The organism is Roseibium sp., from assembly GCF_048261595.1.
Taxonomy (GTDB): domain Bacteria; phylum Pseudomonadota; class Alphaproteobacteria; order Rhizobiales; family Stappiaceae; genus Roseibium.
Genome location: NZ_JBLXFW010000002.1, coordinates 299,891 through 318,645 on the forward strand (window position 1 = coordinate 299,891; position 18,755 = coordinate 318,645).

The 18,755-nt window shown below is 61.4% G+C and carries 16 protein-coding genes; 15 read left to right on the top strand and 1 reads right to left on the bottom strand.

The features are described from left to right. Positions 1-37: 37 nt before the first annotated feature. The 8 genes from uvrB to ACN0SY_RS08760 all read left to right on the top strand — a co-directional run bounded on the left by uvrB (position 38) and on the right by ACN0SY_RS08760 (position 12,094). Positions 38-3,202: an excinuclease ABC subunit UvrB gene (gene uvrB, locus ACN0SY_RS08725; protein WP_417686394.1), complete on the top strand. Its 3,165-nt coding sequence runs from the start codon at positions 38-40 to the stop codon at positions 3,200-3,202. Positions 3,203-3,324: 122 nt separating this feature from the next. Then, a complete protein-coding gene (locus ACN0SY_RS08730; RefSeq protein WP_417686396.1) occupies positions 3,325-4,791 on the top strand; it encodes a hypothetical protein in 1,467 nt (488 codons plus the stop codon). 1,307 nt (positions 4,792-6,098) lie between these two features. After that, complete coding sequence (locus ACN0SY_RS08735; RefSeq protein WP_417686398.1) at positions 6,099-7,610, top strand: hypothetical protein; 1,512 nt, start codon at positions 6,099-6,101, stop codon at positions 7,608-7,610. Positions 7,611-7,788: 178 nt separating this feature from the next. After that, complete coding sequence (locus ACN0SY_RS08740) at positions 7,789-8,439, top strand: chalcone isomerase family protein (RefSeq protein WP_417686400.1); 651 nt, start codon at positions 7,789-7,791, stop codon at positions 8,437-8,439. Continuing rightward, entirely contained in the window at positions 8,436-9,779 is a 1,344-nt protein-coding gene (locus tag ACN0SY_RS08745; protein WP_417686402.1) for an MFS transporter, read from the top strand. The genes ACN0SY_RS08740 and ACN0SY_RS08745 overlap by 4 nt, the downstream gene beginning before the upstream one ends. Before the next feature lie 53 nt (positions 9,780-9,832). Then, on the top strand, positions 9,833-10,234 hold the full coding sequence (locus ACN0SY_RS08750; protein ID WP_417686404.1) for a hypothetical protein: 402 nt from the start codon (positions 9,833-9,835) through the stop codon (positions 10,232-10,234). Between the two features lie 43 nt (positions 10,235-10,277). After that, entirely contained in the window at positions 10,278-10,823 is a 546-nt protein-coding gene (locus tag ACN0SY_RS08755) for a hypothetical protein (RefSeq protein ID WP_417686406.1), read from the top strand. A 278-nt stretch (positions 10,824-11,101) separates the two neighbouring features. Next, positions 11,102-12,094, top strand: a complete 993-nt coding sequence (locus tag ACN0SY_RS08760; RefSeq protein WP_417686408.1) for a DUF1402 family protein — start codon at positions 11,102-11,104, stop codon at positions 12,092-12,094. Between the two features lie 16 nt (positions 12,095-12,110). Here the strand turns inward: ACN0SY_RS08760 and ACN0SY_RS08765 are convergent, their stop codons facing one another. Next, on the bottom strand, positions 12,111-12,731 hold the full coding sequence (locus ACN0SY_RS08765) for an MBL fold metallo-hydrolase (RefSeq protein WP_417687197.1): 621 nt from the start codon (positions 12,729-12,731) through the stop codon (positions 12,111-12,113). Positions 12,732-12,954: 223 nt separating this feature from the next. On the opposite strand from ACN0SY_RS08765, the gene ACN0SY_RS08770 reads away from it, so the two are divergent. The 7 genes from ACN0SY_RS08770 to ACN0SY_RS08800 all read left to right on the top strand — a co-directional run bounded on the left by ACN0SY_RS08770 (position 12,955) and on the right by ACN0SY_RS08800 (position 18,753). Further along, the gene (locus tag ACN0SY_RS08770) at positions 12,955-14,046 is read left to right on the top strand and encodes a DUF1176 domain-containing protein (protein ID WP_417686410.1); all 1,092 of its coding nucleotides are present in this window, start codon (positions 12,955-12,957) and stop codon (positions 14,044-14,046) included. A gap of 220 nt (positions 14,047-14,266) precedes the next feature. Further along, the gene (locus tag ACN0SY_RS08775) at positions 14,267-15,058 is read left to right on the top strand and encodes a cold-shock protein (RefSeq protein ID WP_417686412.1); all 792 of its coding nucleotides are present in this window, start codon (positions 14,267-14,269) and stop codon (positions 15,056-15,058) included. A gap of 281 nt (positions 15,059-15,339) precedes the next feature. After that, complete coding sequence (locus tag ACN0SY_RS08780; protein ID WP_417686414.1) at positions 15,340-15,864, top strand: GNAT family N-acetyltransferase; 525 nt, start codon at positions 15,340-15,342, stop codon at positions 15,862-15,864. Continuing rightward, positions 15,861-16,709, top strand: coding sequence for a 23S rRNA (adenine(2030)-N(6))-methyltransferase RlmJ (locus tag ACN0SY_RS08785; RefSeq protein WP_417686416.1), 849 nt, complete (start codon positions 15,861-15,863; stop codon positions 16,707-16,709). Before ACN0SY_RS08780 ends, ACN0SY_RS08785 begins: the two co-directional genes overlap by 4 nt. A gap of 87 nt (positions 16,710-16,796) precedes the next feature. Next, on the top strand, positions 16,797-17,234 hold the full coding sequence (locus ACN0SY_RS08790) for a cytoplasmic protein (protein WP_417686418.1): 438 nt from the start codon (positions 16,797-16,799) through the stop codon (positions 17,232-17,234). Between the two features lie 23 nt (positions 17,235-17,257). Then, positions 17,258-17,935, top strand: coding sequence for a ribonuclease T2 family protein (locus ACN0SY_RS08795; protein ID WP_417686420.1), 678 nt, complete (start codon positions 17,258-17,260; stop codon positions 17,933-17,935). 170 nt (positions 17,936-18,105) lie between these two features. After that, the gene (locus ACN0SY_RS08800) at positions 18,106-18,753 is read left to right on the top strand and encodes a glutathione S-transferase family protein (RefSeq protein ID WP_417686422.1); all 648 of its coding nucleotides are present in this window, start codon (positions 18,106-18,108) and stop codon (positions 18,751-18,753) included. Positions 18,754-18,755 lie beyond the last annotated feature (2 nt).

Below are 18,755 nucleotides of genomic sequence, written 5' to 3' on the forward strand. Positions count from 1 at the left end.
CTTTTCCCTTCGCCGGCCATGGCCCATATTGCGGAGCATGAGCAAGAAGACCGCCTCCCCGTCCGACAAGACCTCCGAAACGCCTGAAACCGACGGCTTCGGCGAAGCCCCGCAAGCTGCCTTCGAAGGCGCGCCGCTCGGCGGTTCCATCTCCGACTGGGCCCAGGAAATCGAGGAGCAGATCGAGGCAGAGGCCGGCAAGCCCGCGCCGAAAGGGAAGGCAGGAAAAACGGCCACCATTCCCGATGGCGCGTTTCAAGAGAACTCTTCCGGCGCAGCCGGCAAGCGCGACCGCGCGCCGGCCGGTCAGGCCGCCCCCGCGGAGGCTAGCGCAAAAGCGCGCTCAGCCGTGAGCGCAAAGAAAGACAAACCTGCCAAGTCCGCCCGTGGCACCAGTATGGGCAAGGCGGAGAGCGCCCGCGAGCGCGCCGCAGGCGGGTTGAACCCGGTGGCCGGGCTGGACATGTCGCTGGAGGAAGCGGAGCAGCTGGAGCAAAAGCTCAAGCAGCACCAGAAGGACAACAAGAAGAAGAAATCGGCAGCCGACGGCCGCTTCGGCGATCTTGGCGGCAACCAGGGCGCAACGGCGACCGTCGAGGCCCTGTCGGCGCTGATCGAAAGCGGCAACCCGCTGCACAAGAACGGCGTGCTGTGGACGCCCCACCGTCCGGAACGGCCGGAGAAGTCCGAGGGCGGCGTCGAGATCGTTCTCAAGTCCGGCTACGAGCCGCGCGGCGACCAGCCGACCGCCATCGCCGAACTGGTGCAGGGCATCGAGACCGGCGAACAGACCCAGGTGCTGCTCGGCGTTACCGGCTCGGGCAAGACCTACACCATGGCGCAGGTCATCTCGCGCACCCAGCGCCCGGCGCTGATCCTCGCGCCTAACAAGACCCTTGCCGCCCAGCTCTACGGCGAGTTCAAGAGCTTCTTCCCCGACAACGCCGTCGAGTATTTCGTCTCCTACTACGACTACTACCAGCCGGAAGCCTACGTGCCCCGGACGGACACCTACATCGAGAAGGAGAGCTCGATCAACGAGCAGATCGACCGCATGCGCCACTCGGCCACCCGGTCCCTGCTGGAACGCGACGACGTCATCATCGTCGCCTCCGTCTCCTGCATCTACGGTATCGGCTCGGTCGAGACCTACACCGCCATGACCTTCGCCATCGAGGTCGGCGAACGCATCGACCAGCGCCAGCTGATCGCCGACCTTGTGGCGCTTCAGTACAAGCGCAACGACGCCGCCTTCCAGCGCGGCACGTTCAGGGTGCGCGGCGACACCATCGAGCTGTTCCCCGCCCACTACGAGGACCGCGCCTGGCGCATTTCCCTCTTCGGCGACGAGATCGAGCAGATCACCGAGTTCGACCCGCTCACCGGCAAGAAGTCAGGCGACATGAAGTCGGTGAAGATCTACGCCAACTCGCACTACGTCACGCCCAAGCCGACGCTGCAGCAGGCGATCAAGTCGATCAAGACCGAGCTGAAGGGCCGGCTGGAGGAGCTGAACGCCCACGGCCGCCTGCTGGAAGCCCAGCGGCTGGAACAGCGCACCATGTTCGACCTGGAAATGCTGGAGGCCACCGGCTCCTGCCAGGGCATCGAGAACTACTCCCGCTATCTCACCGGCCGCGCACCGGGCGAGCCGCCGCCCACCCTGTTCGAATATCTGCCCGACAACGCCCTCGTCTTCGCCGACGAGAGCCACGTCACCATTCCGCAGATCGGCGCCATGTACCGGGGCGACTTCCGGCGAAAGGCGACGCTGGCCGAATACGGCTTCCGCCTGCCCTCCTGCATGGACAACCGGCCGCTGCGCTTCGAGGAGTGGAACGCCATGCGGCCCCAGTCCGTCTGCGTTTCGGCCACGCCCGGCAGCTGGGAGATGGAACAGTCCGGCGGCGTCTTCGCCGAACAGGTCATCCGCCCCACCGGCCTGATCGACCCGCCGGTCGACATCCGCCCCGCCTCCTCCCAGGTCGACGATCTTCTGGGCGAGGTGCGCGAGGTGGCGGCCAGAGGCTACCGCACGCTGGTCACCACCCTGACCAAGCGCATGGCCGAGGACCTGACCGAATACCTGCACGAGAACGGCGTGCGCGTGCGCTACATGCATTCGGACATCGACACGCTGGAGCGCATCGAGATCATCCGCGACCTGCGCCTCGGCGCCTTCGACGTTCTGGTCGGCATCAACCTGCTGCGCGAGGGCCTCGACATACCCGAATGTGCGCTGGTCGCCATTCTGGACGCGGACAAGGAAGGCTTCCTGCGCTCGGAAACCTCGCTGATCCAGACCATCGGCCGCGCGGCGCGTAACGTCGACGGCAAGGTCATCCTCTATGCGGACGGCATGACCGGCTCCATGGAGCGGGCCATTGCCGAGACCAACCGCCGCCGGGACAAACAGCTCGCCTACAACGAGGAACACGGCATCACGCCGGAATCGGTCAAGCGCTCCATCGGCGACATCCTTGAAAGCGTCTACGAGCAGGACCACGTCACCGTCGACGCCGGCTTTGCGGAGGAAGGCTCGCTGGTCGGCCACAACCTCAAGGCCCATATCAACGATCTGGAACGGCAGATGCGGGAAGCCGCCGCCGATCTCGACTTCGAGACCGCCGCCCGCCTGCGCGACGAGGTCAAGCGCCTGAGGGAAACCGAACTGGCGGTGGCCGACGACGCCATGGTGCGCCAGTCGGACGTCGACAGCCAGACCGGCGGCTATCAGGGGACCAAGAAATTCGGCGCCGGCGGCTCAAAGGCCGGCGCGAGCGGCAAGAAGAAGGAAACGGCGCGGGACCGGGCAACCCGAGCGAAGGCCAAGGGCGCTGCCAGCACAAGCCTCTCAGGGGAAAATGCCCGAGCCGAAGGCTCGCAAGGCCGACCGGCCGCCGACGCCGATGCGTCGCCCTCGCGGAGCTCAGGCCGTCAGGCCGATACGAGCGTGAGCGAACAACAACTCGCACCTTCAAAGAAGGTGCGCAAGAACACGCTCGACGAGATGACCGTCGGCCGGACGGAGGTCCCGCTTTCCAAGGGACCGCTGCCGCAAAAGCCGACGCCCATCATCCAGGCCGAAGACGCTCCGCATCACACGCCCCGCGGCAAGATCGGCGCGGGCTCCTATGAGGACCCGGCGGATGAAAAACGACGGCGTGGACGACCGAAGAAGAGCGGTCGTCCGGGTCGGTAGAAACATTTACGCGAAACGATAGCCGCAACCGGAACCATGACTAAGAAAGTTCTCAGCCACCTCCTACCTCCTTCAGTTGAAAAATATATTGACACACCGTTCTTAACTACGAAACTGAACTTATGATTCAGTTCGCCACAGAATTTCCTGTTAAACCTATTTCAGACAAAGCTCATTTCGTAGCACAGATCATCGCTTGGCTACGCGGCACTAATTACAGCACGATTTTTGAAGGTAATAGCGAAACGGACTTCGGTGGTGAAACGGCCTACCTAAGAGCTGAGAGTAGCGAAGAATTACGCATTCGTGAGCTTAGTACCGATAATAGCCTTCAAGCAATTGGTTTCCGTCACGATTTACCCGACAAAGAAGGTCGCTTGTGGCGCACCGAAGCAGTGCTAAAGCGCAGTGCAGGTCCGGACGGACAAGACCTTGTCCGTCTTCGTACTCAATGTATTGCATTAGTCGCGGGGGCCAAATTAGGAACTCCCCGGAAACCCTTTTTGATAAAAACGCTTTTAGGAGACGGCTGGGGAGGTGCAGATGGAAGTCTTGCAGTAGGCGACCAACCAATATGGCTCGCAGACAACAAAGAATCCCTAGAACTAGCTAAAGAAATTACTTTAGGATATGCGAGTCTATATCTACCTATACTATATATATCATCTATCAACGGCACTAAATGGTCACTTTCAAGAGACGAGATAGAAAAACTCGCTTATGATCTTGGAGGCGTTGCTCATATCGCGGTCGAGCCAAGTCGGGCATTCTCTTTCAAATTAAGAGATCAAGCTGATCGCAGTAATGTTTATGGCGGCGTAATTGGACTAGCAATGCCAAAACACGGGATCTTGAGACGATTCAATCTCGGCTGGCGACTTCAAGACACCTCTGAATTGTTAGCCGATATCCGGGTTGCTGCTATAAATCTACGCAGTCTAATGCCTGCGACTGGTTGGGATTGGACGGAACTTCAGGAACAAGCATTACGCAGGCAACGCGAGCGGGATCGAAACCGCTTAACAGCAGAGGAAAAAGAAGAATTATACACCCAGGAAATCATCAATTTACAAGATAGAGTTAAGCAACTAGAGGATTTAATTCAAGCGCGGCCTGTAGATACACAAGAATATCAAGATGACAACGATCTCTTTAGCGAGACATTTGTCAAACTCGTTGGACCAGAGATTTACCCTGGTGAGTTTTCGGACCGTCTGCGCGCAGCCGTGACTATCGCTAGCGAGTATGCAGATCAGATTGGTCTCGATACTCGCTCTAAAGCCGTTCTAACTCAGATCTTACATAAGCTACCGCTATCCCCGGCTCTTTCCGAGTTACGAGAAGATTTGAGACGAGCTACCAAAGATCCGAAGAGATTAGCGGCAGAATTGACAGCTCTTCTTTCGCGACACGGCTATATAGAAAAGTCAGACAACAAACATATCAGATTGAAATCTCAAGATGGATTTATTGGCCTTGAACCAATAACCTTACCAAAAACACCAAGTGACAATAGAGGGCTCAAAAATCAGAGAAAACAAATTGAACGAATTTTAGGAATAGCAAAAATAGACAATCCTACAAAGTAAATACATTATAGAAACACAAATTTATAATAGCTAACGCCCTAGGTTTGTTGTTTCAGGCGCCATCACCCACTCTTGTCTGAGTTGATCACTTTTGCGGCGCTGAGGTAGGTCCATATCTCTGAATTCGGCCCGCGCGGCAATTAAGGTTGTACCGAGGCCGCCACCTTTACCCCAGCTGGCACCCCGGACGCAGCGCAAGCGGAGATCCGGGAACCAGTACGCCGCAGCCTCGCGGCTCCATCACCCCCGCCTGCCACTACTGGATCCCAGCCGGAGTTTATGCTCGCGAATGCGGGTGCTGGGATGACAAGAGGGGACGGAAACGCAGTGCCCACACCGATCCCTTGTGGAAACGAGTGGCTCCCGGACCCCCTCCGGCGTAACGGCGGAGGGTGTGGCATCGCCGTCTCCCCTCCAGTAAAACCGTAATACAGCACCCACTGCCCCATAAGCCGCTGAAATCATTGAGCCGAAACAATCGAACGCCCCATGACCCGGGGCGGGCGTATCCTGAGGGCGTTCACCCCATGCGGGACTGAACCGGCCAAGCCATGGAACGGCCGGGCTCGGTGGGGCGAACCGGAGGTCCGGATCCGGATCTTGAGGCGGGACAGGCGGGCGGCCAGGCGCGCGCCCCTCGCCAGAGCCGAGCCAACTGGCAAACCGGGGGCCTGAGAGCACCCTCGGGGCGCAGCAAGGGCGGCGCGGCAAGAACGGATCGGCTGCCGGCGGATCGCAACCGCCGGACCAGCAGCCCTCGGAGCTCCGGGCAGGCGCGACAGCCTTGTCCCGCGGGGCGCAAGCCCCGCATCAGGAATACCCCTCTCGCGCGACCGGCAAGGCCGCGACGCGCCTGCCATCCCGCCTTTTTTCCGAAAGGCCGCAGACTGCCCGGCCGCCGGAGCCAAGGCCCGGCGCGTCCGGTGCTGCCCGCTCCCCCGCGCCCTCCCCCAAAACAGTGAACGAGGCATCGGCGGCGAGATGCACTCCCGCCACAGCGCCGGATCATGGGTCCGCATCCCGGCACCAGGACTAAACCCTTGATTGCATGATCGTGAGAGAGCCTCAAGAATGTTCAGATACTGTTATTTTTACCAATAAGTAATCGACTTCACAAGTTAAGCAACCGGGCCACAACCTCGGTCGATTTGACAGTTGTTTCCACGATGATGCGCATTTCTGTGCATTTCCCTCGATGATTCCTGCAATTTCCACTGGCGCCACAAGTCAAAAAGTTAACAATATATTAACGTTCGTCTCCGGGCCGGGAGGAGCGGCCGAGTAATCAGTAAGGCAGGAGCTGCGGAATGGGACTGTTTTCCAAGACATCGCGTCCGGTTATCGACACGTCGGTTTCGGGCAGAAGCGGGACACCGGAAGCGAAGGGCTTTGAAGCTGACGACATGGCACATCTCGACACCACGCCGGACGAGCCGTCCAACATCCAGCACCTGTCTCCCTTCGCCCTGAAGATGCAGGAGAAGATGCACCAGCTCGACGGGCTGAAGGCGCGCCTCGGCGGCCTGGGCCAGGGCTTCGAGCAGATGCATGCCATGGCGGCCGAGTCCCGGCACTCGGTGCAGATGCTGGCCGAATTTGTCGAGACGTCGCGCGCCCAGGTCGAGGCGGAAATCCGCCTGAAGTCGGAAAACGCCAAGCTGTCGACGGATCTTCTGGATGCCAATCACAAGCTCCAGACCCAGGCCAACCAGCTGGACGAGAGCCAGGCCGAGAGCCATTCCCTGCGCAAGCGCCTGACCGAGACGCGGACCGCGCTGGAAACCGCCCGCAACGAGCTGATCTCCATCCGCGACAACAACAAGAAGGTCAACGACGAGCACCGCGCCCAGAGCGCCGACCTCGTTCTCGCCAACACCCGCATCGCCGAGCTGTCCGGCAAGCTGGACGATCTGAAGGCCAAGCACCACACCCTGCAGGATCATTCCGACGCGCTGCAGTCGAACCTCGACGAGGTCGCCAAGCGCGAGAAGGAACTGCAGCAGAACCTGTCGGAAAGCGCGGCGCTTCTGGAAGACGAGATCCAGAAGAACAACATCGCCACCGGCGAACTGGAAGCGGCCAGGCGCCAGCTTCTCGACTTCCGCAACGACAATATCGACCTGCGCTCGCATCTGGACGTGGCGAACCAGGAACTGGCCTATGCCAAGTCGCGTATGGAAGAGGAACAGCGCAAGCACGACAACGAGGTGTATGCCCTCAACGCCGAGATCGAGAACCTGTCGTCCCAGCGCCGCATCGGCGCCCAGTCGCTGCAGGAGCTGACCCGCGAGAACCAGCAGATGAAGGAGCGCAAGCGCGACCTTGTCCAGCGCATGCAGGAAATCGAGCATCACCTGGAGAACGCCCAGAAGAACCACGAGCGCGACCGCAACGAGCTGGTTTCCACCAACGCCAAGCTGCGTGAGCTGAACCTGCGCTACAACTCCGCCCTCACCGACCTCAACCACGAGCGCAACCAGAACCAGAAGTACTCCGAGCGCCTGGAAGAGATCATCGAGGAGAACAAGAAGCTGCAGAAGTACAAGATCCAGGTCGATACCGCGAACGACCAGATCGTCCAGCTCAAGGGCGTCATCTCCAACTACCAGCGCGCCATGGAAGGCCGCGGCCCGGCCGAGGACCTTGGCCTGACCCGCATGTACGATCCGGCCGACGAGGCAGGTCTGCTTGATGACGGCCTGAGCGCCGGGGCCGATACCGACGAGACGGATGCGGAGGCCGGCGAAAGCGTCACGGCATCCGGCACGGACAAGAAGAAGGACAATACCGACGACATCGTCGTTCGACTGCGAGACTGACCGCTCTCAAGCTGCCTTTCCCCGCGCCCCGGAGGTCCGCCTCCGGGGCTTTTTCATGCTCTCTGCCGTTCCGCTCGCATTCCTTGTGCAATGCGACCCCCGGCGATCCGGCCGGCCCTTCCCTGCGTATGCTGAACGATAGCCGCCTAGGTCGGCCGGTCCGCAAGGAGCCCACACCATGCAGCATTCGTTTCACGCCCCTCGGCAGGTCCATGAGACTGACGGCCTGCAGAGCGCCAGATCCGGCCGGAGCGCCCACGCAAGGGCCCGGGCATTGCCCGCGCCGACGATTGACCTCCGCAGGCTTGCGATCCTTCTCCTGGCGGTTGCCTGCCTGCTCGCCATCTATCCGGCTTTCGCGCGGGCGGATATCGGACCAGCTGGCCGCGTCGTCCCCTCCGCAGCGCTTGTCGGCGAAGGCCGGCTCACCTTCCTGGGGTTCCGCATTTTCGATGCCGAACTCTATGCGCCCGCCGGAACCTATTCGCCGGACAAGCCCTTCGCGCTGAAGCTCACCTACCTGCGCGCCTTCACCGGCAAGGCCATCGCCGAGCAAACCGCCAAGGAAATGAAACGCCAGGGCATGAAAGATGGCGAAAGGCTAGACCGCTGGATCGGACAACTGGAGGCAATCCTCCCCAACGTCTCGAAGGGACAGTCGATCACCGGAGTGCGCGACGCCACGGGCAACACGGTGCTCTATGCTGGCAACCGCAAGCTCGGCACCATTCGCGATACGGAGTTCACCCGGCGCTTCTTCGGGATCTGGCTCGGTCGCAACACGAATGACCAGGGCTTGCGCAACAAGCTGGTCGGGGCCCGTTCGTGACCCCGGTCGCGAGCGCTGATACCGGAGAAAGCATCATCGCCGCCGCGGCCACGCAGCGGATTACCCCGGCAGCGCTGGCCACCTACGGCCTGATGGCCTTTCCACTCGCCTTCGCCGGCCTGCCGATTTATCTGCACGCCCCTGAATTTTATGCCTCGACCCTTGGCCAGTCCCTCACCAGTCTCGGCCTCGCCCTTCTGGCTCTCAGGGTGGTCGACGCCTTGCAAGATCCATTGATCGGCAGCTTGAGCGACCGGTACCACACCCATCGCCGTGGCATCATCATCGCCGGAGCCTTGATGCTCGGCGGCGGTTTCTGGATGCTGTTCCATCCAGCACCGACATGCCGGCTGGCATGGTTCAGCCTCGCCGTCTTCGTCTGCACGACGGGCTTTTCCATCGTCTCCATAAACCTGCAGGCGCTTGGCGGGATCTGGGTCGCAACCGAGACCGACCGCACGAAAATCACCGGCTGGCGCGAAGGCTTTGGCCTGCTCGGACTGCTGACAGCTGCAATTGCACCGGTGCTGCTGGGCAACGCCGAAGACCCGGCCCGTGCATTCCACCTTCTGACGCTGCTCTACGTCCCCATTCTGTTCATCGCGGCAGGCCTGCTGCTGCGCTGGATGAAGCAGGCACCGCTCGCATACCACAAAGCCTCCCCGGATCTGGGCGTTGCTGGCCGGGCAGGTCTTGCGTCACTCCTGTCGGATCCGTGGCGCCGGAGCTTCTACGCGATCTTCGCGCTAAACACGTTCGCGAGCGCAATCCCTGCCGTGCTGGTGCTGTTTTTCATCAAGGATCGTCTGCAGGCGGAAGGCCTGACCGGGCTTTTCCTGTTGCTCTATTTTCTCTCCGGCGCCCTCTCCATGGCTCTATGGCAGTGGATGGCCCGGCGTACGTCCAAACTCACGGCCTGGGGCCTTTCGATGGCCCTTTCCATCTTCACCTTCTTCTGGGCGGTCTTTGTCGGCGCCGGCGATGCCACCGCCTACGGTGTCATCTGCATTCTTTCGGGCCTGGCCCTCGGCGGTGACCTCGCCCTGCCCCCTGCCATTCTCGCAGACCATATCGACCAACGCCGGGCCCAGGCAGAAGCCTCCCGGCTGTTCTCGGCAATGACGCTCCTGTCCAAGGGGTCGCTCGCGGTCGCCACCGGCCTTGCCCTGCCGCTGCTCGGTCTTGCGGGCTATCAGCCAGGCGTTGAGATGTCCGCGGACATGAACCTTGCCCTCTCGCTCACCTATGCCGCTCTGCCTTGCCTTTTGAAGCTCGTCACGCTGGCACTGCTCATCTTGAGCGCCGAGCGCATTGCTTCACCGGACCCGGCTGGTGCATGATTGCAGTGATATCTGGCCCTGCCGTTGTTGATATATTTCCCGGATCCGTCCACATGAGCGTTCGCCCTCCCCAGGCATATCTGAAGCAAAGCGCCGACAATCCGGTCGCAGCCGCTCTGGAGCAGGAAATCATTGCCGAAAAGGCAGGAACGCTCGCGCGTCTGAACAAGAAGCTGGAACAGGCGCTCAGCCGCATTCCGCCCGCTGAGGACGCGAGCAACACATCGCCGGCAGGGAACCCCGTCGACGATCCGGAGTTCGACAATCGCAAGCGGCTGAGGGCGCTGCGCATTGCCGAGGCCGGAGAAGCGTTATGGCACGTCACCATCCAGCGTGAACTTTGCGGCCTCACCCGGCACAAGGCCTTTTTCGACCATATGGGCGTACCGGCCTGCGTCCGCCTTGGCGCCGGACCGGTTCCCGAGCATCTGAAGAAGGTCAAGCCCCGCAGCTAGGGAGCAAGCCGAATTCCGGTCAGGCGTGCGAAGGGAAAAAAGTGTGCTGCAGATCACGGACGGAACACGGTCGATCGGAAACACTGCATCGAATGCGGCCGGGGCAATCGGGGGACACGAAATGGGCAGGAAAACGACTTGGCAGAGCTCTGCCGGGAAGCGCATTACAGCACCTCTCGCGGTAGCAGTGATCACGGCATTCACGGCCATAGCACTGCCAGGCCCTGGCGGCGCCGCACTTGCCGACAGCTGCTGGCTACATAACGGTTCCCTGATGCGCCTGCAGGCAAATGGAAATCGCCGCTGGATCAGCTACGAGCAACCGCGCCGTCAGCTTCACGCAGCTGGGGTCGGTCGCGGCACATTGCTGTTCGAAGGCGTAAAATCCGGCAACTGGTACAGCGGTACGTCCCGTGTGTTTTCAAAATACTGCCCCGGAAACCCCCTGGTCTATTCGGTTGAGGGGCCGGTGCGCTCCGACCAGCTGCAGGTCACCGTGAGGGGGACGCGCGAAGTCTACAACCGCTGTCGCCCGACAGGCCGCTACACAACAGACACGCTTGTCTTCACCTACTCGCACCAATGCTGATGGGGCCGCGGGCCATTCACGGAGAATTGCATGTTGAAAATATCCAGCCACGTGAGCAGTGCCGGTGCCGATCCACCGGCTTCGCCTTGAAACTACCGCTGCGGGATGCTCTTTTAGGAACCGGTCAGCGTCGAGATTCGTGCTCCTACCCCCGTGCTCAGCCAATGCGGCAAATTGCCCGGGAACGAATGATCGCGGCTTTTGTTTTATTATGTTTGCAAGGAAAGCCGTTCTGGCGACATGCGCCCTCGGAACGGAAGCTCAGGCCGATGCTTGGAATGACGACAAAACGATTGACCTTCCCCTTGGCCAGCGCTGCTCTTCTGGCGCTGATTGCCATTGCGCCGGTCGGTTCAACCACTGCGCTTGTCTCTACGGCTTCGGCCGCGTCGGCGAGGGTCGTCCCCGAAGGCAATCGCTTCCGCAAGCAGCCTGACATTCCTTTCGCGTCGGCGCGAAGGACGGGGGCTTCCAATTCCAGTTACGACGCCAAGTTCGAAAAGATCGTCGCCGTGCTCAAGCGCGACAATCGCCTGATTTCCTCGATCAAGCGCGTCGCCAACCGCTACAGCATCGACCCGATCCACATGATCGGCGCCATTGTCGGCGAGCACACCTACAACTACGACACGCTCGACAGCGCCCAGTCCTATTACATCAAGGCGCTGGCCTATGCCGGAATTGACATCAGCTTCGCTCATGACGGCGAGCACGTAGAAGAGTTTGTCGAAAGGTCCCAGTTCGACCGCTGCCGAAAGACTTCAAAATCCGATGACAGCGACAGTCGCTGGTCCTGTTACGAGCGGGTCTGGAACACCCAGTTCCGGGGCAAGCGCGTGGACGGCACCAGATATCCGCGCACCAATTTCAACGAGACTTTCTTCCAGCCGCTGTTTGCAGGCCAGAGCTTCGGGCTCGGCCAGCTGAGCCCCCTGACTGTCCTGAAGATGACCGACCGCGTCGCCCGCCAGAGCGGCAATCCGCGCCTGGATGCCCGCGAGGCCGCGAAGGTTTATCAGGCAACCATGGATCCGAATATCTCGCTGCACTACATGGCCGCGGTCATTCAGGATTCCATCGAGGCCTACAAGCGCGTCGGCAAGGTCGACATCTCGAAGAACCCCGGCCTGACCGCAACACTCTACAATCTCGGCGACCCCTGGGGCCGCGCCGCCAAGTTCCGCCGCTCCGGCGCCGCCTGGCCGCAGGAAAACTACTACGGCTGGTTGGTCAACGATCGCCTGAAAGACCTCCGCGCCGTTCTCGACTAGAACGGCGCCTTAACCTTTAGCGCAGGAACGGATTGGTCTGGCGCTCCTGACCGAAGGTGGATGCCGGACCGTGCCCGGGAAGGAACGACACGTCGTCACCGAGCGGCAACAGCTTGTCCTTGATCGAGGCGATCAGTTCGTCGTGATTGCCGCCGGGAAGGTCAGTGCGGCCAACGGATCCGGCGAAGAGTACATCTCCTGAAATCGCCAGGCGAAGCTCACGATCGAAGAAGACCACGTGTCCGGGCGCATGCCCGGGGCAATGGAAGACCTCGAAGCTGCGGCCCGCCATGTCCATCGTGTCGCCCTCGACCAGCCAGCGATCAGGCTCGACAGTTTTCACGTCCGGCATTCCGAACTGTGCAGCCTGGTCCTTGACCCGCGCGATCAGCATCCGGTCCGCCTCGTGCGGTCCTTCGACCGGCACGCTCAAGGCCTCGGCCAGATCGGCCGCGCCGCCGATATGGTCGATATGGCCATGGGTGAGGACGATCTTCTCCACCGTCACTCCCTGTTCCTCGATGACCTTGAGCAGCATCGGAACATCCCCGCCCGGATCTACAACAGCACCCGTCATCGTTGCCGGGTTCCAGATCAGCGAACAATTCTGCTGGAATGAGGTGACCGGAATCACCATGATCTGGATCGGCGGCAGGTTGGTTTCGGCTTGGCTTTCGGACGTCTGCGACACTAATCGGCCTCCGCAATGACCCAGGGGAATGGGTGAAGGGACAAATACTGGGCAAAGTCCGAGCGAACGACGCTTTATCGTCCGCACGCGCTTCACCTTCGGTTCCGCTTTTCGTACAAGAAGATCCACCTGCTGAACAGTGGCAGGCAAAAACAGGCTGTCCACGCATATGAAGCTGACACTGATCCGGTTTCTGCTCCTTGTCGCCCTCGTGGCGACCTTGCCGCTGTCGGCAAGTGCATCGGACAACCGAACTCCCCCTGTCTGGGGCAAGTGGTCGGTCGGCTGCGGAAATTCCGGCCTGTGCTACGCGTCCAGCTTCACCCGCGAGCAGTCGACATGGCTGGACATGCGGATTGTCCGCGACTGGCATGCGACCTCTGGTCCACTCCTGCGCCTGACCGCGAACGCGCCCCTGAACAACGAACGAAAGATCACGATCGACGTTGACGGCACGCCGATAGACTCCCTGCCCGTCGCACAGCTGCGCGAGATCCAGGGATCTGTCGCCACACCTCCCGGTTTCCGTCCCGTCGGAGGCGAAGGCTTCTGGCTGCCGACCGGTCCGCTGACCGACGAAATCGTTCAGGCCATGGTCGTGGGCAGTGTCATGACCGTTACGCTACCCATCGGCACGGATGATGTGAGGGTTCGGGTGCTTCTGGACGGCATGCGCTTGGCGCTGGATTGGCTTGACGACCGGCAGCAGCGCTCCGGCACGGTTTCGGCCATCGTCAACACCGGCACGGAACCCGCTGTCGACGCCCCTCACGCCCAGCCCATCCTGAATCCTGAAACCCTGCCCCCGGCCCTCAAGAGCGCATGGGACGCCAACCGCTTCTGCTCCGATATCGATCCCGCGATCTTTGCCGGTCTTGATGCGGTCGCCGCTCCGCTGGCCGACAAGTCGACCCTCTACCTTTTGCCTTGCGGCGCTCCCAGTGCCTACAACACGCCCTATGTGGTGATCCTGTCGCTGGATGGTGACAAGACCCGGCAGGTGCATCTCGCCCGCATGTCTGAACATGGTCCGGTGGCCACCGATCTTGTCTATAATGCGCGCTGGAACCCCGGAACGCTCGAGTTGATCGGCCTGTTCAAGGGCTCGGGCGTCGGCGATTGCGGCAGGTGGAGCAGATGGGCGTGGACAGGCACTGGCTTCGCACTTCGCGAGCAAGCCACCCGCCAGACGTGTGACGGAAAGGACGTCCCAATCTCTGATTGGACAACCATCTGGCCTCACGCTACGGCAGCTCAATAGTAAATTCACCAAGGATTCACTTGCGATTTTCGCCCACACAGCCTTATGATATGAGATCAGCGGACTGGATGGGGATGCGGCACCCTTGTTTCAACCCGATCCCGAAAGTGGTCACAGATGTTGCCTGCAACATCTGCAGGGAGCAGCTCGTAACAATTTACGAGCAAAATTAATGGGTTAAGTGCCATAGCGGTCGGCACTCAGGTAAGGTGAATTCATAATGCACGATGGTAATTCGGACCGGCGCTCTCGCGGACGTCGCGGCGGCAAGCGCGAGTTTGGCGGTTCGCAGGACTTCGGCAACGATTTTGGCGGCGGCGATTACGGCGGTGGATACGGCGCTCCCCGCGACAGCGGATACGATGGCGGTTACGGCGGCGGCCGTGACAGCTACGGCGGCGGACGCGACGGCGGATATGGCAACCGTGACGGCGGTCGCGATCGTTTCGGCGGCGGCAACGAAGGTGGCGGCTACGGCGGCGGTCGTCGTGAAGGCGGCGGTGGTTATGGCGGCGGTCGTCGCGAAGGCGGCGGCTACGGCGGCGGCAACCGTGAAGGCGGCGGCGGTTATGGCGGTGGTCGTCGCGAAGGCGGCGGCTACGGCGGTGGCAACCGTGAAGGCGGTTACGGCGGCGGTGGCGGCCGTGGTGGCTACGGTGGCGGCGACCGTGAAGGTGGCGGCTTCGGTGGTGATCGTCCGCAGCGTCCGCGTCGCGAATTCGGCGGCGGCGGCGGTGAGCCGGCGGAACGCGGTCCGCGCCAGGAAGGCACGGTCAAGTTTTTCAAGACCGACAAGGGCTTCGGCTTCATCACGCCTGATGCAGGCGATGCGGATGTATTCGTCCACATCTCTGCAGTTGAGCGTTCCGGCCTGACCACCCTTGAAAGCGGCCAGCGCATTTCCTTCGAGACCGAGCCGGATCGTCGCGGCAAGGGCCCGAAGGCGGTCAACCTTCAGGAACTCGGCGAAGGCGGTGAAGCTGCAGCTGACGTCGCTGACGAAGACATCTGATCGACGGATCCGGCTCAGGCTGCTCTGATCTCTCGGAGCGCTAAAGCCATCATCGATTGAGCTTCTTGAAAACGGCGCTTCGGCGCCGTTTTCTACATTTACATGACCACGCTCGGGCAGTTTGCCGGCTAACGCCTGTCGTGACCGCTTTGCGCTGCGGGACAACAACATTGCCATTCGGACCGCGGCCTCGTATAGGCGGAGCGATATCTGAAGGCGCCTAGAGCCCAGAGACGGCGCAACTCGCAAGCCCCATCGCAATTCCCGGACAGAAGACGCAAATGACTGCATCCCAGCCCGCATCCGCCGTTATCGTAAGGCAAATCCACTACGATGATCTGGCGCCGTTGGTCGAAATGAACAACCGGGCGATCCCCGCAGTCAGCGAACTGACGGTATCCTCCTTGCGGGAACTCGTTGAAGAGGCCCTTGCCTGCATCGTTGCGGAACTGGACGGCAAGCCGGCTGGACTGCTGCTCTGCCTGAAGGAAGGCACGACGTCCTACGCCAGCCCGAACTATGCCTGGGTCAGCTCCAAACTGCCTCAGTTTGCCTATATCGACCGCATCTTCGTCGATGAGGCCGCCCGCGGCCTGCGCATTGGCGAAGCCCTCTACGACGCCCTTGCCCGGCTTCAGGAGACCCGCGGCAGACCCATGGTCTGCGAAGTCAATTCACGCCCCCCCAACCCCGGCTCCATGCGTTTCCACGAGAGACTGGGGTTCAGACCGATCGGCGAAATGGACCACGGCGACAAGGCCGTCGTTTTCCTGCAGCGCGACCATACGGATGGACAGCCATCATGAACTACCGGCACGCCTATCACGCCGGCAACATCGGCGATGTTCTCAAGCACGTGGTGCTGGCCCGGCTGATCACCTATTTCCAGCGCAAGGACAAACCGTTCCGGATCATCGACACCCATGCCGGTATCGGGACCTATGACCTGACCTCGGAGGAAACCCAGAAGACGGGTGAATGGCAGGACGGGGTTGGCAAGGTTCTGGCCGCAGACATGCCGGAAGACGTCGCCGCTATCCTGGCCCCCTGGCTCGGCGCGATCCGCGCCCGCAATGCCGATGGCGAACTGAGACATTATCCGGGCTCACCCGCTCTTGCCCGCGACCTGATGCGCCCGATCGACCGCCTTACCCTTACCGAGCTGCATCCGGCTGATTTCAAGACCCTCTCGGAGCTGTTTGCCGGCGACCATCAGGTCAAGACGATCCATCTGGACGGCTGGATGGCCCTGAACAGCTTCCTGCCGCCGAAGGAAAAGCGTGGCTTCGTCATCATCGACCCGGCCTTCGAGGTAACCGACGAGTTCGACCGCATGGCCCGCGCCGTCGTCAAGGGCTGGCGCAAGTTCTCCGCCGGTAGCTTTGCCTGCTGGTATCCGCTGAAGGACATCGCCGGGCTGTTCCGCTTCCACGACGCACTGATCCAGGCCGGCGTTCGGGATGTCCTGACGCTTGAGTTGAAGGTCGGTCGCAGCGGACCCGACACGCCGATGCTCGGATCCGGAATGACATTGATAAACCCGCCCTTCACTCTCGCCGAGGAAATGCGCACGGTGCTGCCCTGGTTGACCGAGACCCTGGCCAAGGGGCCGGGAGCGGGCTGGCGCGTCGAACAGTTGATCGAAGAATAGGCGGAGCGCCCCGGCTGCGGACTTGACGGGTGTGGCAAGGTCCCCCATCGTCAATTTTGACGTTCAACGGTCAGGAGAAATGTCCCCGTGCTCCGCTTGCCCACCGCCGCACTCATCTGCTCAGCCGTTCTGGCCAGCCTCACCGTTTCTGCGATGGCAGAAAACAGGGTCTATTTCTCCCACAACCGCGACCCGCGATTGCCGGAATGCACCTCCGAGTCCGTCCAGTCCGCCGTCGCCGGCACGCTTGCACGCGCCCAGATCTCCTACGCCGATGGCCGCACCATCACGGCCATCGACCGGATCACCGAAGTCGCCTATCGCGAGAACGGCATAAGCCCGCTTGCCCGGCGCTATTGCCGCGGCACGGCAACCCTGACCGACGGCACGTCCCGCACCGTACATTACAGGCTGGAGGAACATGCCGGGTTCGTCGGCGTGCGCTGGAATGTCGAGGCGTGCCTGTCGCCACTCGACAAGTGGCATGTCTATGGTGCCTATTGCAGCACGGTTCGCCCGCGCTGATTGATCGCCACTGGAACTGACGCATGTCCCTTTTCAAGCCGACCGGCTTCCTCACCTGTCTTGTGCTGGTCGCAAGCCTTTTCCTTGGTCTGTCGGAAAGCAGCACACCCGCCCGTGCGGGAGGTTCCCCGGGCGACTTTGATTTCTACGTGCTGGCTCTGTCCTGGTCGCCAACCTATTGCGCCAGCCGTGGGCGCAATGCCGATCCTTTGCAATGCCGCGCGACGAAACCGTTCCGGTTCATCGTTCATGGTCTGTGGCCTCAGTACGAACGCGGCTATCCCGATTTTTGCCGCTCCCGCCAGGACGGCCTGGACCGCGGAACGGTCAATGACATGCTGGACATCATGCCGAGCCGATCCCTCGTTGCGCACCAGTGGCGCAAGCATGGCAGCTGTTCCGGCCTGGATGCGGACGAATATTTCGACATGACCCGGCGCGCATTCGAGAAGATCCGTATTCCGGCGCCGTTCCAGAGCCTCGATCGGACCGGCCGCATCGCTCCCGATGCCGTAGAAAAGGCATTCCGCATCTCCAATCCCGGCCTCAGGGATGCCGCGATGGCCGTCACCTGTTCCAACGGTACGCTCCAGGAAGTCCGCATCTGCCTCGACAAGGATCTGAACTTCCGCGGTTGCCGCGCCGTCGATCGCAGCGGTTGCCGAGCCGGCAAGATCTCCGTTCCCTCGCCTGCCCGCTGAAGTCCGAAACACCGCTGGTTCCGCGCTCGCGAAGTGACCGAGACCAAAGGTGGTGGCTGGGCGGAACTGTTCTTCGCAATCAACCCCTTGCCGAAATACTTCGCACGTGCACAATTGCGAAAAATGCCCGGCGCAATCCCCTGCGCCGCCAACACCTCAGGGAGTTTGTCATGCTGGTATTGCGGTCCTCGCCCGCTTCCCCGTTCGGCCGCAAGGTCAAGATCGCTGCAGACGTCCTCGGCCTCAAGCCGTTGATAAACGTGGAAGCCACCAACACAGCAGATCCGGATGACTCCATCCGCCAGCAGAACCCGCTTGGCAAGATTCCCGCCCTGATCATTGAGGATGGCACCGTTCTCTACGACAGCCGCGTGATCGTGGAATATCTCGATCACCTGGCCGGCGGCGGAAAGATCCTGCCCATCGGCGAAGCCCGCTTTCCGGTCCTGCGCATGCAGGCCCTTGCCGACGGCATGATGGATGCCGGCATCCTGCAGGTCTATGAACACCGGTTCCGGCCCGAGAAGTACCGCTTCGAGGAATGGAAGGCCTATCAGGCCGCAAAGATCACCCGCGCACTGGAGGTGCTTGAACACACAACGCCGGCAACGGTCACCTCGGCAAGCGATGCGGATGCCGGCAACATTGCCCTGGCCTGCGCCCTCGGCTACCAGGACCTGCGTTTTTCCGGCGTCTGGCGCGAGAAATACCCGAGGCTCGTTGCGTGGCTGAAAGCCTTTGAAGACGCCATCCCGGCATTCAAGACGACCGAAGTGCCGCCGGCAGGCTTTCCGACCAAGGAAGAGCCCCTGCGCTGATC

Bases quoted from the DNA above. Each gene is read 5' to 3' on its own strand.
- ACN0SY_RS08760 (WP_417686408.1), top strand. From the start codon at position 11,102: ATGACGACAAAACGATTGACCTTCCCCTTGGCCAGCGCTGCTCTTCTG.
- ACN0SY_RS08740 (WP_417686400.1), top strand. From the start codon at position 7,789: ATGCAGCATTCGTTTCACGCCCCTCGGCAGGTCCATGAGACTGACGGC.
- uvrB (WP_417686394.1), top strand. From the start codon at position 38: ATGAGCAAGAAGACCGCCTCCCCGTCCGACAAGACCTCCGAAACGCCT.
- ACN0SY_RS08800 (WP_417686422.1), top strand. From the start codon at position 18,106: ATGCTGGTATTGCGGTCCTCGCCCGCTTCCCCGTTCGGCCGCAAGGTC.
- ACN0SY_RS08785 (WP_417686416.1), top strand. From the start codon at position 15,861: ATGAACTACCGGCACGCCTATCACGCCGGCAACATCGGCGATGTTCTC.
- ACN0SY_RS08775 (WP_417686412.1), top strand. From the start codon at position 14,267: ATGCACGATGGTAATTCGGACCGGCGCTCTCGCGGACGTCGCGGCGGC.
- ACN0SY_RS08770 (WP_417686410.1), top strand. From the start codon at position 12,955: ATGAAGCTGACACTGATCCGGTTTCTGCTCCTTGTCGCCCTCGTGGCG.
- ACN0SY_RS08730 (WP_417686396.1), top strand. From the start codon at position 3,325: ATGATTCAGTTCGCCACAGAATTTCCTGTTAAACCTATTTCAGACAAA.
- ACN0SY_RS08765 (WP_417687197.1), bottom strand. From the start codon at position 12,731: ATGGTGATTCCGGTCACCTCATTCCAGCAGAATTGTTCGCTGATCTGG.
- ACN0SY_RS08735 (WP_417686398.1), top strand. From the start codon at position 6,099: ATGGGACTGTTTTCCAAGACATCGCGTCCGGTTATCGACACGTCGGTT.
- ACN0SY_RS08780 (WP_417686414.1), top strand. From the start codon at position 15,340: ATGACTGCATCCCAGCCCGCATCCGCCGTTATCGTAAGGCAAATCCAC.
- ACN0SY_RS08750 (WP_417686404.1), top strand. From the start codon at position 9,833: ATGAGCGTTCGCCCTCCCCAGGCATATCTGAAGCAAAGCGCCGACAAT.
- ACN0SY_RS08795 (WP_417686420.1), top strand. From the start codon at position 17,258: ATGTCCCTTTTCAAGCCGACCGGCTTCCTCACCTGTCTTGTGCTGGTC.